This window comes from Nocardia terrae (assembly GCF_009760405.1).
Taxonomy (GTDB): domain Bacteria; phylum Actinomycetota; class Actinomycetes; order Mycobacteriales; family Mycobacteriaceae; genus Nocardia; species Nocardia terrae.
Genome location: NZ_WRPP01000003.1, coordinates 552,107 through 568,711 on the forward strand (window position 1 = coordinate 552,107; position 16,605 = coordinate 568,711).

Consider the following 16,605-nt stretch of genomic DNA (forward strand, 5'->3'; position numbering starts at 1 on the left):
CCGCGGGCAGCGGTGAACGCTCTACTGGTCCGGTCCCCACTGCTGCTGCATGAGAACGCCCTTGCTGGCTAGCCATGGCAGCGGATCCATCTTGTTGTCTGCGGCGTCCCAGATCTCGAGGTGCAGATGGGGACCTGTCGAGTTGCCGCGGTTGCCCACGGAGGCGATGACATCGCCGGTGTTCACACGCTGGCCGACGGTCACGTACATGTCGTTGACGTGGCCGTAGACCGCGGTGGTGCCGTCGTCCTGCTTGACACGCACCCAGAGGCCGAAGCCCGAGGCGGGGCCGGCCGAGATGACCGTGCCGCCCATGACGGAGTGGATCGGGGTGCCGATCGGATCGGCGAAGTCGATGCCGTAATGCATCGCGCCCCAGCGCATTCCGAAGCCGGAGGTGAGCTGACCGTCGACCGGCTTGACCACGTTCGGCCCGGGATTCAGCTGCTGCTGCAGGGTCTTGAGGGTCTGCTCGGCCTGCTGCAGCGGAGCGGAGACCTCCGGCGGCAGGTTCTGCAGGCCGAACGGGGCGGGATCGGGGCTGGGGGTGGCGGCGACGTCCTTGGCCTGGGTCGCGGCCTGCGCGACGGGGGCGACGTCCGGCTTGGCCTCTTTGAGCATGACCGCGGAGTCGGAGGCGGCCTCGGCGACCGGGGCGGCCGGTTTCTCGTCATGACCGGGTAGGAGCGGTGCGGCGTGCGCGAGGGCGGGGACCAGCTGCGTCGCGGTGCCGATGAGGGCACCCGCGGCGACGGCCACACCCGCGACGGTCTTCACGCGATCGGTGGTGGACGGTTCGGCCCGGTGACGTCTGCGAGACGTGGCGCCAGTGCGACCGGCACCGGAATCACCAAGCAAATCCATGACAGTTACGGAGTTCGCGGTCGTTCGGTGGTGCGGCACTGCAAGTCCTAGCGTTCGGTGGGTCCGGTAACGATTCGGCATCGCTGTGATGGAAACTGTACTCGTCCGTGACCATTCCGCAACCTTTTGTGCGATAACGCCAGGTCGGGTACTCGAACCCTTGATCACAAAAGGTAACTCGAGGGGCACACTTGTGACATGGTTCTCGACGAGTTGGGTACGCCGATCGTTCTTGCCCCCATGGCCGGGGGCCCGTCCACACCGGAACTGGCCGCCGCCGTCTGCGAGGCGGGCGGGCTGGGGTTCTTGGCGGCCGGATATTTGCCCGCGAGTGAACTGGGTGTACGCATCAAGGCCACCCGGGCGCTGACCACGCGCGCCTTCGGGGTCAATCTGTTCTACCCTTCCGAGCCCAGTCCGACCGCTCGGTTCTCTCCTTATATAGAGGAGCTGTCCCGCGAGTTCCCCGTCGGCGACGCCAAGCACGACACCGACGACTGGGACGCCAAGCTCGACCTGCTGGTCGCCGACCCGGTCGCGGTGGTGTCGAGCACCTTCGGCTGCCCCTCGGCCGCCGAGATCGCGCGACTGCACGCGGTCGGGTCCGAGATGTGGGTGACCGTCACGACCGTGGCCGAGGCCCGGCAGGCCGTCGAGGCGGGCGCGGACGTGCTCGTCGCACAGGGCACCGAAGCGGGCGGGCATCGCGGGACGTTCGCCGACGACCCGGCCGATGATCTCGTCGACGCGCTCGGGCTGCTGACCCTGGTCCAGCTGCTGCGCGCGGCGGTGTCGGTGCCGATCGTCGCGGCCGGCGGAATCACCACCGGGCAGGCCGTCGCCGGGGTGCTGGCCGCGGGTGCGGCGGCGGCCCAGATCGGCACCGCGTTCCTGCGCTGCCCCGAAGCCGGGACCGCACCGCTGATCCGGGCGGCCATCACCGAGGACACACCCACCATGCTCACCCGCGCCTTCACCGGGCGGCGAGCCCGCGGGCTGCGCAACCGATTCATGGTCGAGCACCCGGACGCACCCGCCGCCTACCCCGAGATCCATTACGCGACCGGACCTTTGCGGGCCGCCGCACGGACGGAGGGCAACGCCGACGCGGTGAATCTCTGGGCAGGTCAGGCGCATTCGCTGGCACCCGAGCTACCGGCGGGCGAGCTGGTGCGCACCCTGTCGGCGGATGCGAAAAATGCTCTGGAACGGGCACTTTCACTGCGAATCCAGACTTATTGACAACCGTTTCCGTCTACAATCGGCTGACACCTTCCGCCATCCCATGAGGAGAGCGATATGTCACTCGACGTACCCACCGCACTACTCGAGCGCGCTGAACGCGGTGAAGTCAGCGACGCAGAGTTCGTCGAATGCGTCCGCAATTCGCTGCCCTACGCCTACGAGGTCGTCAGCCGGGTAGCCGCCGATCTGCGTTCCGGCACGGCGGAATTCGCCGACAACACCATCGCGCCACCGGATGAGACCGCTCGCGGCCAGCTCCTGCGCGCCATGGCCTCCGACGCCATCCGCGGCGGCTTGGAACGCCACTTCGGCATCAAGCTCGCCTTCCAGAACTGCCACCGGGTAGCGGCGTTCCCGCTCTCCTCGGTCGGCAACGACACCTACAGCACCTTCATCTCCACCCGCGCCCAGCTGCTCAACCAGAGCCCGGAACTCCGCAACTGCTGAGCGCCTGAGAACACCGTTCGGCGCGACCGAAACCCGGTCGCGCCGAACCGCGTTCACCGTGCACCGGCTTCCCGCCAACGACGCCGTTCGGCCCGGAACTTCTTTACCTCCCGGACGACCAGCCAGACGAACAGCGCGAACGGTGCTACGAACATGAACCACGCGACCACCGTCTCGCCCATGCCGTCGAAGGCTCGATCCAGCGACATCAGGACGGTCGCGATCGCCAAGAGCCCGAACAGCAGGACCAGCAGTCCCAGCACCACCCACCACACCGGCTGCCACGGCCGAACCCGCGGCTTCTCCATCGGCGGGACCGTCCCGGTGGAGTAGCCGGTTCCCGCTTGCGAATACGAATGCGGCGAGACGTAATCCACCCTGTCCATGGCCATTCCACCCGCGGGCGATGCTGCGGTCATGGAAGTAACGCCGAACGGTCCACTCACGGATACTCCACCGCGCGGCACGCCGGGCCGTGGTAGCACACCAGGTGGAGGCATGACCGCGGACGCGGCGTCTTCGTGCGCCATCATGCCGGGTGAATGCGTTGCGCCCGCTGGCATTCCACCCTGCGGAACCGAACCGGGCGGTGTCACGCTCGGCGACGGGGCGGCGCTCAGAGGCTCAGGACCGACCCCGGGCATTCGCGCCGCCGAGACACCGCTGTGCGGCGAAGCCGACTCACCGAATGCGTGGATGGGCACCACATGTGGCCCGCGCAGGCGGGCGGCCAGCCGGGCTTCGCGTTCGAAGCGGCGGCGATAGTCCTCATCGGCGGCCAGCTCGACGGGGAGGAGTTTCAGCGCCACCTCGCGTTCCAGGCGAGTGTCCTCGGCCAGCCACACCTGCCCCATGCCGCCCCGGCCGAGCAATTTGACCAGTCGGTAGTGGCCGAGATCGCCTTCCCCGGGCACCTGCCCTCCCCTGCTTCACCGCGTATCGCGCGGTGCTCAGCATACGGCCGCCGGGGGCGGGTGCACAGTGGAGTCTCCGGCTTGACCGACCCGCTCGAGGTGGGGTCGAATGCAGTCGGCACCAATATGTTCAGCACCGAGGAGCACCCGTGGCCAGCGAGCAGCCCGCCGACACCTTCGACCTGTGGGACCGCGACGGGGACGGGCAGATCTCCGCCGACGACATCCTGGCCGGGATCACCGCGCTCGGGTTGGACATCGATGCCGAGGCGGTCGAGCGGCTGGTCGCGGCGGCCGACACCGACGGGGACTGGCTGATCTCGCGGGCCGAGTTCGAGGCGGCGCGGCTGGGCCGTGATCCCGAGATCACCGACGCCGACGCCGCTTTCGACACCTTCGACGTCAACCATAACGAGCTGATCGAGCTCGACGAGCTGGAGTCACTGCTGCGCACCTGCCCCGGGCTGACCGACGAATCGGCCGAAAGCCTGCTGGTGGCAGCCGATCTCGACGGCGACGGCTTCCTGTCGCGCGCCGAGTTCGCAGCCCTGCTCGCCAAGCTCGCGCAGTAGTGCTCAGACCTCCTGGAGTTTGCGCTTGAGCACCTTGCCGGTGGGGTTGCGCGGGAGTTCGTCGAGGAAGACCACTTCGCGGGGAACCTTGTAGCGGGCCAGGTTCGACTTCACGAACTCCCGGACTTCCGCCTCGGTGAACGTGTGCCCGTCGTGGACCACCACGAAGGCCTTGAGCCGCGCGCCGAACTGCTCATCGGCCACGCCGATGACGGCCGCCTCGCGCACCGCCGGATGGGTGTAGAGCAGCTCCTCGACCTCGATCGGGAAGACGTTCTCGCCGCCGGAGACGATCATGTCGTCATCGCGGCCGTCGATGAAAAGCCTGCCCTCGCCGTCGAAGTGGCCGACATCTCCGGAGGACATGAGGCCGCCGATGATCTCCTTGTGGCCGCCGCCGGTATAGCCCTCGAACTGGATGCTGTTGCCCACGAAGATGCGGCCGGTCGCGCCGTTGGGCACCGCGCGGCCCCGGTCGTCGAGGATCCGCACCCGCGCGCCCAGCACCGGTCTGCCCACGCAGCCGGGCTCTGCGGCCAGATCCTCCGGGGTGGCGATGGTGGCGTAGGCGACCTCGGTCGACCCGTACAGGTTGTAGACGACCGGCCCGAAGGCCGCGGTCACCTCGCGGCAGAGCTGCGCACCCAGTTGCGATCCCGCCACGAAGATGATGCGCAGCGCCGACAGATCGTGCCCGGTGAGCGCCTGCCCGCCCAGGTCGATCATGCGGTTGAGCATGACCGGCACGGCGATCACGGTGGTGGCCTTGTGTTCGGCCATGGAGTCGATGGCGACCTGGGGGTCGAAGCGGCGGCGGATCACCACGGTGGAACCGAATCCGAGCGACAGCATGGCCATGGCGAAGCCGAGCGTGTGGAACATGGGCGCACAGCACTCGGTCACCTCGTTCACCCGGAACGGGACCTTGGACAGCAGACCGCCCAGCGACAGCAGCGATTTCGGCTCCGCGCGGGGCGCGCCCTTCGGGGTGCCGGTGGTGCCGCTGGTGAGCAGGATGATCTTCGGTTCCGCACCGGGAGCGGGCGGGGCGGCGGATGATCCTGTCGCGATGAGGGATTCGAGGCTGTCCTCGCGCGGCTGCTCGGTCCAGGCCCGGTAGCTGCCGCGCCGCGGATGCACCTCGTCGAGCATGTGCGCGTACTCGTCGTCGTAGACCAGCAGGTCGGTGCCCTCGCGGGTGGCGACGTCGCGAATCTGCGGCCCCGCGAAATCGGTGTTCAGCAGAATGATCTTGGCCCCGCACTTGGCGGCCGCGAAGACCGCTTCGAGCAGCCCGCGATGATTGCGCGCCAGAATCGCCACGCCCTCACGCGGTTTCAGCCCGCGTTCGCGCCAGGCGTTGGCCAGCCGATTGGATCGATCCTCGAGCTCGGCGAAAGTCAGCTCCCCCAGCTCGTCGATCACCGCCGTCCGCGCGCCGTAGCGCGCCGCCGACAACCGCAGCCCCGCCGCCAGCGTCCCGTACCGCAGCATGGCCGTGGCCGCCGACAACAGGATCGTCGGCGATTCGACCCGGGCCAGCCCCGCCCCCACCACCAGCCGAGCCGACTCCGCCTCCAGATAGGCCCGCTCCCCCACCGACCTGATCAACCCGAGCGTCATCCGCGCCCACCTCCGACCATCGATCCACCGTGCGCGCGTGTCGATTCCACCCGGGACCTCCTCGTCCACCCCTGCAGATTGCGGGCATCCGCCCTCGAGCTAACGGTACGGATCCCGCCCCTCGACCGGAATAGTCTGCCGAGCCGGTGCCCGCCGGCCGATGGCTCACGGCACCCGGAAGGCGCGCCGGTAGGCGCCCGGAGTCGTCCCGACCCCGGTTCGGAAGCGGCGGCGCAGGTTGACCGCCGAGGTGAGCCCGACCCGCGTGGCGATGGCCGCCACCGGCAGATCCGTGTCCTCCAGCAGGGTCCGGGCCGCCGCGATGCGACGGGCGAGCAGCCACGCGCCCGGGCTGGTGCCGAGTTGATCGGCGAAGCGCCGGGCCAGAGTTCGAGTCGAGACATTCAGATACGCGGCCATATCGTTCACCGAGAGCGGCGTGCCCAGGCGGGCCGAGGCCCAGGCGAGCAGACCGTCCAGGGTGTCCGGGGGCGCGGGGTACGGCGCGTACTGCATCTGACCGCCCTCACGGTGCGGTGGCATCACCATGTGCCGGGCGAGCAGCGCGGCATGGGCGGCGCCGTGGTCCTTGCGGACCAGGTGCAGGCACAGGTCGATCCCCGCGCCCGCGCCCGCGCTGGTGGCGACATCGCCGTGATCGACGTAGAGCACATCGGGTTCCACTCGTACACTGGGGAATTCGCGCCGCAATCGGTCGGCCCGAGCCCAGTGGGTAGTGGCGGATCGACCGTCGAGCAAACCGGTACGGGCCAGGGCGAATACCCCGGAACAGATGGTGACGAGCCGCGCCCCGCGCGCGTGCGCCCGCACCAGGGCATGGCGTACGCGCGTGGAGAGCGGCGTTTCGACCGGCAACCAGCCGGGAATGATGACGGTATCAGCCTCGGCCAGTGCCGAAAGCCCGTGCGGCACGTCCATCGCGTACCCGGCCGTGGTCGGCACCGAGCCCGGTGTCTCCGTGCACACCGAGAATTCGTAATGCGACGGCACACCCTCGCGGTGCGTCCCGAATACCTCTGTCGCACAGCCGAGCTCGAAGGTCGACTGCACCGGCCGCACCAGAGCCACCACACGATGCATGGCAGAAAAGTACCCCATGACGTCATTTCAGACACTGGTTCGCCGCCGCTGCGCACGGAACGGTGGAGGTCATGCATCCCGAGATCCTCGAACAGCCCGGCTATATCTCCGCCTCCGTCGCCGAATCCCCGGTGCGCGAGATCTTCCCGGGAATCCGGGCGCGGCCGCTCTGGAAAGGGCCGTCCGGCGCCGCCGCCCACCTGCTGGAAATGGATCCGAATTCCTCATGGCCGCACCGCGATATCCACGAGCCGGGCCCGGAAGAGGTCTTCGTCGTCTCCGGCATCTTCAACGACGGTGCTCGCGACTACCCCGCGGGCACCTTCCTCCACGCGCCCGCCGGTTCCTGGCACGTCCCCACCACCACCGTCGGCTGCACCCTGTTCGTCTTCTACCCCGAGGGTTAGTCCCTTTTCGACCATGACATGTCCTGTTTGCACCTCGCCCGGCGCGGCCGGCCCGCAGACGATGGACGCATGACGACAACGATCACCGATCCCGCTCATCTGCCCGCCCTTTTCGAGGCCCGCCTCAACGCCGGCGACATCGAGGGCGTCCTGTCCCTGTTCGCCCCCGACGCCACCATGCGCACCACCACCGGCACGGTCCTCTCCGGACGGGACGCCCTGCTGCGGGAGATCTCCGGAACGGTGGCCGCCCGAGGCCGGCTCACCAACACCGGGCGGCACGTCCTCATCGGCGGTGACACAGCGCTTCTCGTCACCGACTGGACCATGGAGATCGACACTCCCGACGGCGCGCGCATCGCGCCGACCGGCAGCACCGCCAATGTGGCCCGCCGGTCGCCGGACGGCGAATGGCGCTTCGCCGTCCTCAACCCGCTGGGCACCGCCTGACCGGTCAGGCGTAGGGGTCGGTGATCTCGCGCAGGGCGGCGAGGGCCTCACGGAGGTTGCGCATGCGACGCGGGCCGAGGTGCGCGGCCCATTCGTCCTGGACCGCACGGGCGATCCCATTGGCGTGGTCGGCCATCTCGCGCCCGCGCCGGGACAGGCGCACAAGGCGGGCGCGGCCACGCTCGGGTCCGGCGTCCGCTCGACATACCCGGCCCCCTCGACCCCCTCCCCCTCGACCCCCTCCCCCTCGACGCAGCCGCCGCGGCCGCCGAACGCGCCGCCGGCATCGGCCGGCCCGTCTGGAATCCCCACCGCCTCGACGGAATCCGCCTCGCCGCCACCGACATCGACTGGACCACGGCGCCGGCGCCGAAATCCGCGGCCCCATCACCGCCCTGCTCCTCCTTGTCACCGGCCGCACCGCGGCACTGGACCAGCTGACCGGCGACGGTCTCGAAAAGCTCCGCCGCTGAGACGAATCCGCGGTCAGCGCGGGGTGTTGCCGAGGGACAGGAGGGCGGCGACCAGTTGGGCGGCGGTGTCGAGGGTTGAGCGGAAGATGTCCACGGGGACGGGTTTTCCGTTGCACCACAGGATGTTGCAGGACGTCGAGGCGTAGGGGCCGGTGCCCAGGAGGATGGCGGCGGCGTTGGCGGGGTCGATCAGTTTGCCCATGTCGTCGAGGGACTCGATCGGCAGGGGCGGGGTTTCGAGGGAATACGGGTCGACGTAGGGGTCGGCGGGGAGGTCGGTGATCGCGCGGGCGATGCGTTGGTAGAGCTCCTTGTTGTCGGGATTGCCGCTGCCGGTGAGCATTCCGACGGGGTTGGACAGGTCGACGCGCAAGGGGATGCCCATGCGGATGACGACCATGTCGCGGCTGGGGATGACGGTGACGAACTGGCCGAGTGCGCCCTCGAAGGAGAAGAGGTCGCGGGGGGAGCCGGGGAATTGGGGGCGGTTGTAGGCGACGGCGGTGGGCACTTCGGTGCCCCGGTAGGTGTCGCCGGAGTTGAGCCAGGTCAGGAAGCCGTAGCCGGGGTTGGCGGCGGTGCCGGTGGTGGCCTGGCGGATGTAGTCGGCGTCGACGAGTTGCCGATCGTTCCAGCGGCCCTGTTGCAGCATGAGGCGGCCGAGGCGGCCCAGGTCGTCGGGGCGCATGGCGAGCCCGCCGTTGACCGCGGTGGTGCCGCTGCGGTCGCGCAGCCAGATCCAGTCGCCGCGGGCGATGCCCAAGGGCTGGAACACTTCTCGCTGCGCGAAGTCCTGGAAGTCGGTGCCCGTGGTGAGCTCGACGATCTTCGGCAGCAGTGCGATCACGTTCTGCGCGTACTGGAACGTGCTGTCCGGCGCGTGGTCGGCGGGCTCGGCCAGGGTCTGCTCCACCGAATCCGTGGCCAGCCCGGCGACGTCGGCGGGCCAGCTGAAGTGCAGCCCGGTGGTCTGCGTGAGCACCTGGCGCACAGTGAGATTCGCGTGGGCGGGATCGGCCTGCGGGAAGAACTTCGACAGCGGATCGTCCACGCCGAAGTACCCCAGGGTGACGGCCCGGCCGACCACCGTCGCGGCCACGCCCTTGGTGGCGCTGGCCAGCGGCAGCGGCAGGTTCCCGGTCGGGGTGCGGTCGCCGACCAGGCAGCCGTGCCGGTAGATCTGCACGGCCACACCGCCGGCCCGGGTACCGAAGTCCAGCGCATCGTTCACAGCGGCCGAATCCATGCCCACCGCTTCGGGATTCGCGCGCGGCAGCGGTTGCCCCGGGACAGGCTCGGCGCAGCCGGCGTTGCTCTCGGGCGTCGCCGAGGCCAGCGGCGAGACCAGCGGCAGCGTGGTGATCACCGCGGCGGCGAGGCCGGTGATCCAGGCGGCGCGCCGGGCCCGCATGGTCGATCTCATTTCCCTCGAAGGCATTTCGTTCCTCAGCCCAATCCACTGGCGAGCGCGTTGCGTTCGACGCTGAAGAAGCTCTTGTCGTCCTTCAACTTCCAGTCGGGACCGACGAAGAACTGCTCGGCGGTGTCGTCACCGAAGGCCATGTACTCCAGCCAGGCCAGCGCGGCGCCGGAGGACCGGAACCCTTCGGGCCCGTCGACGGGCCCGAAATGCGTCACGCCCCGGGCATCCGCGATCCAGGCCGGTGCGTTGAGATGCAGGTTGTACTGCCACCAGCGCACCCACGCGAAGTCGGGCACCACAATGTCGTTGTAGCCGGTGAGGTAGAAGGTGGGCACGTCGACGAGCGCGCCGACCGCCACCGGCCCCGGCGCCATGGCGAGCACTCCGGCGATGCGCAGGTTCGGATCGATCGCCCCCGCGATCGGCGGGAACAGGGCCGCGGCCTGCATCGAGGCCGCACCGCCGGCGGAATGCCCTGCGAAGAACGTCCGGGACAGGTCGACCTTGCCGAACAGCGGCGAATTCGCGTCCCGATTCTGCGCGATGGCCGCCGCCAGGCCCAGGGTAGGCATCTCCGGCAGCGAGTTGACGAAGTCGAAGGGCACGATCACCACGAACCCGTGGCTGGTGAAGAACCGCGCCATCGAGTCGTAATTGCCCGGGTTGGACAGGATTCCACCGGTGAGCACGATCAACGGCGCGGCTCCCATGGACGCGATGTCGGCCGGATAGTAGGTGTTCACCCCCACCGGCATATCCAGGCCGTACGGAAAGGCCGCGGTGCACTGCAGCGTGTCCATATTGCCGCTGACCAGCACGGTGAGGTGCGCGATCATTCCGGCCAGCGACTGCTGGCAAGGACCGACCCTGGCGGCCGTCGAAACCTCGTGCGGCCCGGTCGATTCGAAAACACTCTGCGCCGTGGTGCCCGGCGTGATCTCGTCGGCCGCCGCGGGTCCGGCCCCCAGCGCCGAACCCGCGGTCACCGCGATCGCCGCCGTGATGGTTGCGGCCGCACGCCGCCAAGTGATCGCCCTCGTCATCGAGGTCCCCCGTATCCGCGGCCGGGCTGCCACCCGGCCACAAAAGTGGAACTGATTGGTCCCGGATGGCGAGAGTAATCCAACTGTGGCCTGCGACACAATGGTTCGCGAGAATTCCCCAGGTCACCCGAATCGCCGCAGTCGAATGCTCCCCCGAATGCAGACCGGCCACGGACCACTCGAAAGTGGTCCGTGGCCGGTGCGTGCCGGGTGTGGCGATCAGCCGCCGAAGGAGCCGGTGCTGGGCTTGGGGGTCGGAGTCGGAGTGGGCGTCGGGGCGGCGGCCACGGTGACCGACTGGGTGGTGGTCGAACCGGCCACCCCGGTGCGGCCGGAGAAGGTGGCCCCGAGGGTGTAGGTGCCCGCGGCGCCGGGAGTCCAGACGATCGACGCGGTGCCGTTGGCGGCGACCGGAATGTCGCCGAGAACCTGGTCGCCCGCCTTGAATTCGATGGTTCCACCCGCGGCCGCCGGAGACACGCTCGCCTGCAGCGTGACGGCCTGGTTGACCTGCACGCCGGACACCGGCGCGAGCGTCGTGGTCGACGTGGCGTCGCTGGACACGGTGATGGCCGGACCCTTGTCGGTGTAGTTGCCCGAGCCGAGCGAACCGTTGTAGTTCATGGAGGTCGGCAGCGCGGTGTCGCGGGCGCAGTTCACGCCGACCGTGTACTGCACCGAGAAGGTCTGCGACTTCGGCGAAATGTTCGGGTACACCGGGTATTTGACGACGCTGAAGGAAGCGCTGACATAGTTCGGGTTCGAGGTGTCGATCGAGACCTGATCCCCGCCCATCGTCGCCGACCCCGCGACCGGGGTCAGGCAGGCGGGATGCACGTCCTGGATCGAGTAGATGTACTCGACCGGAATCCCGGTCCGCTCGAACATCGTCGTGACCGTCACGGTCTCGCCCGCGATCGGGTTGGTATCCGACACCGTCCGAGTGAACTTGCTGTTCCCATCGGTCCAGGTGACGGTCCCCGAGGCGGCCGAGGCCGTACCCGGAATCATCGACACCGCGAACCCGGCCGCCACCGCCAACGCGGCCACCGAACCGCCCGCGCGCCGAATACTACTGTCCACCATCGCTTCTCCCACGTACCCGAATGCCCCTCGGCAAGGACGCCGAGGCGTTGCCACACCCGAGTTGGGCAGCATTAGATCACGCGGAAGTGGTCAGCGGACCAGTTTCTGAAATGATCGTAAGTCAGTTTTCGGCCCGCCCGCACCACCACCGACTTCGGCCCGATCCGGCTGCGACGCCCCGACCGTCATCCCGCGACGACACGGAAGGCGATCGCCGCCGCCGAGAGAACGAGGAAGACGGTCGCGCTCGGTGCGCCTTTCACGTCGTTCTTGCGGAGATGCGCGCCGACGGCTCCGATAAAATAGAGCACCAGGCCGACGGCGGCGGCGATGCCGATCGGCTTATACCACAGCCCGCCGATAAGACCTGCCGCACCGGCGATCTCGCACACGGCCAGGAACGGGAACCACCCCAGCGGAACGCCGAGCCGGCCGTGCAGCCCTTCGACCATGTCCTTGGTCCGAGCGAGCTTCGCCACGGCCGAGGCGAGACTCATCGCGCCGAGTATGACCCCGATGACGGCGTACGTGATGAACATGGCTGACTCCCCTACGGTGTCGAGTACCGAATGCGAGCCGTTCGGAACAACGGCTCAGCAATACGACGGCGCAGCACTCCGGAATGTCAGGTTCGTCGTGCTCATGGTGAACGCCCAGCAGATCAGACCGCGGACATGATGATCGAAATGTGCCCTCGGCAGGATTCGAACCTGCGACACCCGCTTTAGGAGAGCGGTGCTCTATCCCCTGAGCTACGAGGGCTGAACGGGCCGGGTCCCGCGGGGGCGGCCTGGACGTCGGGGAGTCTACCCGGTGATGGGTGCGGGGACCGCATTCATTGTTCGCGGGTGGGGTGGGGGCTGGTCAGTGGGGGTGGTTACGGGTGTAGCGGGTGCGTTCGGCGGGGGTGGCGTGGAGGATGCCGGCGGCGTCGAGATCGGCGGGGAGGCCGTGCTGGGCGAGGCGGTGGGCGCGATTGGGGGCCATGTAGGCGGCGCAGTAGAAGGCGGCAAGGATCAGCGCCAGCAGGGTCATGGCGCAGCGAATCCAGAAGGGGCCGGGGAAGAACAGCAGGAAGGCTGCGAAGATGGGCAGGAAGGGGACCATGCCCCGGATGAGATGCCTTGTGTAGGCGTGCTTTCCGGTGAGATCGCGCAGGACCCAGTCACGAAGGTCGGCGGGCATGGGGCGGCCGACGGTGTAGCCGAGCCACTCGGGGAAACTGGGGCGGCGGCGTTGGGTGATCATGACTTCATCGTGCGCCGACCGCCGCCCAGCAGGTAGACGGCGGTTTTCTATGCGGCCATAGGTTCGATCTATGCGGCTAGCGCCGCGCGGCCTGCCCCTGGTCATAATCCGAGGGCGTGAATGTGCTTGTCTTCCAGCGGAACAGCGCTGTCGCCCCGGGCCAGTTGTTGGTGATCCGGCCCGACGCGTTGCGGTACCAGCTCGAGCAGAAGTTCCACGGGGTGTCCTTCAACCGCCGCTGCAGCCAGTCGTCCCAGGACTGTTCCGCCTCCGGCCGCGCCGCCAGGAACCGCCCGGGCCGCGCGCCCAGATACTCGATCACCTGCCGGATGTAGCGGGCCTGCGACTCCAGCATGTAGATGATCGACCCCGAACCCACATTGGTGTTCGGTCCGTACATCATGAACAGGTTGGGGAAGCCCGGCACCGACATGCCGAGGAAGGCCCGCGCCCCTTCGCCCGACCACTCGTCGGCGAGCTTACGTCCGTGCAGCCCATAGATATTCATGGGGGCGAGGAACTCGGTCCCCTTGAACCCGGTCCCGTAGACGATCACGTCGACCGGGTGTTCCACGCCGTCGGCGGTGCGAATTCCCTTGGGCGTCACCGCCTCGATGGCCGTGGTCTCCACAGTCACATTGCTCTGCGCCAGCGCCGGGAAGTACTCGTTGGAGAACAGTCCGCGCTTGCAGCCCGCCGCGTAGTCCGGAGTCAGCTTGGCGCGCAATGCCTCATCGGGCACCTGCTTCTCGCGATGCCGGTCGGCGATGGCGATCACCGGCGTCTTGATGGCCGGAACATCGGTGAGCGCCAAGGCCATCACCTCGAAGAAGGTCCAGATGGCGAACCGCTCGGCGAGCCGGGTGCCGGGCACGTATTTGAACAGCGCGTGATGCAGCGGCGTGTACTCGGTGTCGAACTTGGGCAGCACCCAGGCCGCCGAGCGCTGGAACAGCGTGAGGTGCTCGACGCGCGGCTGGATCGCCGGGATGTATTGAATGGCGCTGGCTCCCGTGCCGATGCACGCCACCCGCTTGCCGGTGAGATCGACCGAGTGATCCCATTCGGCCGAGTGGAACGCCGCCCCGGTGAAGGAGTCGATGCCGGGCAGGTTCGGCAGGGCCGGGCGCGACAGCTGCCCGACCGCGGGGATGAGCACATCCGCGATATGGGTGACGCCGTCGGCGGTCCGCACCCGCCAGATCCCGCCCGGCTCATCGAATTCCGCGTCCACGACCTCGCTGCCGAACTCGATCTTCGCGGGCAGGTCGTACTTCTCGGCGACCGCGCGCATGTAGGCGTGGATGTCGCGCTGCTGCGAGAAGCGCCGGGGCCAATCGGATTTCGGCTCGAACGACCACGAGTACAGCGGCGACGGCACATCGCAGGCCGCGCCCGGATAGGTGTTCTCGCGCCAGACGCCGCCCAGATCGGCGGCCTTCTCCAGGATGGTGAAGTTGGTCAGACCATGGCGCCGCAATTCCAGCGCCATGCCCAGTCCGGCGAACCCGGCGCCGATGATCAGAATGGATGGCTCTCGCTGCATATCAGCAACGGTAGAGCCGTTCCCGCTGGTCACGAAGACATCCCCGGTCAGTGAATCGGTATTTTCGGCCACGGCCGCAAGTGAGGACCGACTCCCGACTCAGCGAGCGCTCGCTTATCACCCTCACCATCCGCTGTCCGGGTCAGTGAGCATCGTCTGACCTGCGACTCTGTCCTCGACTGGACAGCCCGATATCCCACTCAATATATTCACGGAGGATCTTGCTCCAATTTACTTGTCCTGGTTAGTGATTGGCTATTCTGCGCCGCCGCAGGGGGCTGCGTAAGCATGTCGAGACGCTGATCAGGACCGCGGTGCCGGACCGTTGCCGTGTTGGGCGGCGGCGGGTCGGCTACGGGCTGCGGACGGCGAAGGTGGGGTTCGCCGTCCGCAGCCCGAGGAATTTCGCGCGGGTGCGGGGCCCCGACCGCGCATGTCCGATTTCGGCTAGGCTCGCCGCAGTGACCCAGTTCACTCATCGGTGAGTACATGCAAGGAGCGGTTGGGAAATGTTGAGCACCATGCAGGACGAGCAGCTGTCACTCGCGACGCTGCTGCGCTACGCCTCCACCTTCCAGGGCGACAGCCATGTCTCCACCTGGACCGGCGACGGCGTGCGCACCCAGACCTATCGCGAGATCGGCCAGGATGCGGCCCGGCTCGCCAATGCCCTGCGTGACCTGGGCATCGGCGTCGGCGACCGGGTCGGCACGTTCATGTGGAACAACAACGAGCACATGGTCGCCTACATCGCGGTGCCCGCGATGGGCGCGGTGCTGCACGCCTTGAACATCCGGCTGTTCCCCGAGCAGCTGGTCTACGTGGCCAACCACGCCGAGGACCAGGTCGTCATCGTGGACGGCTCGCTGCTGCCGATGTTCGCGCAGTATCTGCCGAACCTGAAGACGGTCCGCCACGTCATCGTGGCCAACGGCGACGCCGCCGCGCTGACCGCGCCCGAGGGCGTCACCGTGCACTCCTACCGCGAGCTGCTCGATGCCCAGTCCGACGCCTATGACTTCCCGGTCATCGACGAGCGTTCCGCGGCCGGCATGTGCTACACCTCGGGCACCACGGGCGACCCCAAGGGCGTCGTGTACTCCCACCGCTCCAACTGGCTGCACGCCATGCAGGTGATCTCCCCCAACGGCATGGGCTTCACCGCCGCGGACACCGTGCTGGCCATCGTGCCGCTGTTCCACGCCAATGCCTGGGGCATCCCCTACGCCGCGCTCATGTCCGGCGCGAATGTGCTGATGCCCGACCGCTTCCTGCAGCCCGCCCCGCTGCTGCAGATGATGGAGCAGGAGAAGCCGACCTTCGCCGCGGCCGTGCCCACCATTTGGGGCGGCGTGCTGGCCGCGCTGCAGGCCCACCCGCAGGACATCTCCTACCTGCGCACCTGTGTGGTCGGCGGCGCCGCGGTGCCGCCGTCGATGATGCGGGCCTTCGAGGAGCGCCACCACGTGAAGCTGCTGCACGCGTGGGGCATGACCGAGACCTCCCCGCTGGGTTCGGTCGGCCACCCGCCGGCCGGCGCCGAGGGTGACGAGGCCTGGGCCTACCGCTACACCCAGGGCCGTTTCCCCGCCGGCGTACAGGCCCGCCTGGTCGGCGACGACGGCAGCGTGCTGCCCAATGACGGAGAAGCCCTGGGCGAGTTGGAGGTTCGCGGCCCGTGGATCACCGGCTCCTACTACTCGCCCTCGGGCGGGGAGGTCGATCCGGACAAGTTCCACGACGGCTGGCTGCGCACCGGCGATGTCGGCAAGATCAGCCCCAACGGCTACCTCACCCTGGTGGACCGCTCCAAGGACGTCATCAAGTCCGGCGGCGAGTGGATCTCGTCGGTGGATCTGGAGAACGCCGTCATGGGCCACCCGGCCGTGGCCGAGGCCGCCGTCATCGGCATCCCCGACGCCAAGTGGGACGAGCGTCCCCTGGTGGCCATCGTCCTGGTCGAAGGTTCCGAGGCGAAACCTGAAGAGCTGCGCGACTTCCTGGCCCCCAAGTTCGCCAAGTGGCAGCTGCCCGAACACTGGTGCTTCATCGAGGAGGTCCCGAAGACCAGCGTCGGCAAGTTCGACAAGAAGCGCCTGCGCGCCCAGCACGCCGACGGCACCCTGACCGTCATCACGCTGTCCTGACCGCCGCCCGCTGGCG

17 protein-coding genes and 1 tRNA gene are annotated in these 16,605 nt (G+C 68.4%); 6 read left to right on the forward strand and 12 right to left on the reverse strand.

All coding sequences use genetic code 11. From position 1 onward, the window contains the following. Positions 1-21: 21 nt before the first annotated feature. Positions 22-777 carry a M23 family metallopeptidase gene (locus GPX89_RS17765; RefSeq protein ID WP_328601946.1) on the reverse strand — a complete coding sequence of 252 codons (756 nt, stop codon included), beginning with the start codon at positions 775-777 and terminating at the stop codon, positions 22-24. A 285-nt stretch (positions 778-1,062) separates the two neighbouring features. Here GPX89_RS17765 and GPX89_RS17770 point away from each other — a divergent pair, with 285 nt between their 5' ends. Then, positions 1,063-2,106 carry an NAD(P)H-dependent flavin oxidoreductase gene (locus GPX89_RS17770; RefSeq protein ID WP_157388647.1) on the forward strand — a complete coding sequence of 348 codons (1,044 nt, stop codon included), beginning with the start codon at positions 1,063-1,065 and terminating at the stop codon, positions 2,104-2,106. A 57-nt stretch (positions 2,107-2,163) separates the two neighbouring features. Next, positions 2,164-2,556, forward strand: coding sequence for an SCO5389 family protein (locus tag GPX89_RS17775; protein WP_157388649.1), 393 nt, complete (start codon positions 2,164-2,166; stop codon positions 2,554-2,556). 53 nt (positions 2,557-2,609) lie between these two features. Here the strand turns inward: GPX89_RS17775 and GPX89_RS46245 are convergent, their stop codons facing one another. Further along, the gene (locus GPX89_RS46245; protein ID WP_157388650.1) at positions 2,610-3,470 is read right to left on the reverse strand and encodes a protein kinase family protein; all 861 of its coding nucleotides are present in this window, start codon (positions 3,468-3,470) and stop codon (positions 2,610-2,612) included. A 149-nt stretch (positions 3,471-3,619) separates the two neighbouring features. On the opposite strand from GPX89_RS46245, the gene GPX89_RS45910 reads away from it, so the two are divergent. After that, positions 3,620-4,042, forward strand: coding sequence for an EF-hand domain-containing protein (locus GPX89_RS45910; protein WP_328601947.1), 423 nt, complete (start codon positions 3,620-3,622; stop codon positions 4,040-4,042). 3 nt (positions 4,043-4,045) lie between these two features. Here GPX89_RS45910 and GPX89_RS17790 read toward each other — a convergent pair whose 3' ends face one another. Both GPX89_RS17790 and GPX89_RS17795 read right to left on the reverse strand, forming a co-directional pair. Beyond that, positions 4,046-5,665, reverse strand: coding sequence for an acyl-CoA synthetase (locus tag GPX89_RS17790; protein WP_157388652.1), 1,620 nt, complete (start codon positions 5,663-5,665; stop codon positions 4,046-4,048). Positions 5,666-5,830: 165 nt separating this feature from the next. Beyond that, a complete protein-coding gene (locus GPX89_RS17795) occupies positions 5,831-6,766 on the reverse strand; it encodes a GlxA family transcriptional regulator (protein ID WP_157388654.1) in 936 nt (311 codons plus the stop codon). Positions 6,767-6,837: 71 nt separating this feature from the next. On the opposite strand from GPX89_RS17795, the gene GPX89_RS17800 reads away from it, so the two are divergent. Both GPX89_RS17800 and GPX89_RS17805 read left to right on the forward strand, forming a co-directional pair. After that, positions 6,838-7,173 (forward strand): cupin domain-containing protein, encoded by a 336-nt coding sequence (locus GPX89_RS17800; protein ID WP_157388656.1) that lies wholly within the window; start codon positions 6,838-6,840, stop codon positions 7,171-7,173. Positions 7,174-7,242: 69 nt separating this feature from the next. After that, positions 7,243-7,623 carry a YybH family protein gene (locus tag GPX89_RS17805; protein WP_157388658.1) on the forward strand — a complete coding sequence of 127 codons (381 nt, stop codon included), beginning with the start codon at positions 7,243-7,245 and terminating at the stop codon, positions 7,621-7,623. Positions 7,624-7,627: 4 nt separating this feature from the next. Here the strand turns inward: GPX89_RS17805 and GPX89_RS45490 are convergent, their stop codons facing one another. The 8 genes from GPX89_RS45490 to GPX89_RS17840 form a co-directional block, all read right to left on the reverse strand. Beyond that, the gene (locus tag GPX89_RS45490; protein WP_268893317.1) at positions 7,628-7,759 is read right to left on the reverse strand and encodes a hypothetical protein; all 132 of its coding nucleotides are present in this window, start codon (positions 7,757-7,759) and stop codon (positions 7,628-7,630) included. A gap of 350 nt (positions 7,760-8,109) precedes the next feature. After that, positions 8,110-9,507 (reverse strand): serine hydrolase domain-containing protein, encoded by a 1,398-nt coding sequence (locus GPX89_RS17810; RefSeq protein ID WP_157388660.1) that lies wholly within the window; start codon positions 9,505-9,507, stop codon positions 8,110-8,112. Between the two features lie 35 nt (positions 9,508-9,542). Beyond that, a complete protein-coding gene (locus GPX89_RS17815; protein ID WP_157388661.1) occupies positions 9,543-10,562 on the reverse strand; it encodes a poly(ethylene terephthalate) hydrolase family protein in 1,020 nt (339 codons plus the stop codon). A 219-nt stretch (positions 10,563-10,781) separates the two neighbouring features. After that, positions 10,782-11,648 (reverse strand): Ig-like domain-containing protein, encoded by an 867-nt coding sequence (locus GPX89_RS17820; protein WP_157388663.1) that lies wholly within the window; start codon positions 11,646-11,648, stop codon positions 10,782-10,784. A gap of 185 nt (positions 11,649-11,833) precedes the next feature. Continuing rightward, positions 11,834-12,187, reverse strand: coding sequence for a DoxX family protein (locus tag GPX89_RS17825; protein WP_157388665.1), 354 nt, complete (start codon positions 12,185-12,187; stop codon positions 11,834-11,836). Between the two features lie 150 nt (positions 12,188-12,337). Then, positions 12,338-12,410, reverse strand: a tRNA-Arg gene (locus tag GPX89_RS17830). A 102-nt stretch (positions 12,411-12,512) separates the two neighbouring features. Further along, complete coding sequence (locus GPX89_RS17835) at positions 12,513-12,896, reverse strand: DUF5313 family protein (RefSeq protein ID WP_157388666.1); 384 nt, start codon at positions 12,894-12,896, stop codon at positions 12,513-12,515. A 76-nt stretch (positions 12,897-12,972) separates the two neighbouring features. Continuing rightward, positions 12,973-14,442, reverse strand: a complete 1,470-nt coding sequence (locus GPX89_RS17840) for a flavin-containing monooxygenase (protein ID WP_157388668.1) — start codon at positions 14,440-14,442, stop codon at positions 12,973-12,975. 509 nt (positions 14,443-14,951) lie between these two features. Here GPX89_RS17840 and GPX89_RS17845 point away from each other — a divergent pair. Next, the gene (locus GPX89_RS17845) at positions 14,952-16,589 is read left to right on the forward strand and encodes a long-chain fatty acid--CoA ligase (RefSeq protein ID WP_157388670.1); all 1,638 of its coding nucleotides are present in this window, start codon (positions 14,952-14,954) and stop codon (positions 16,587-16,589) included. The last annotated feature ends 16 nt before the right edge of the window (positions 16,590-16,605 follow it).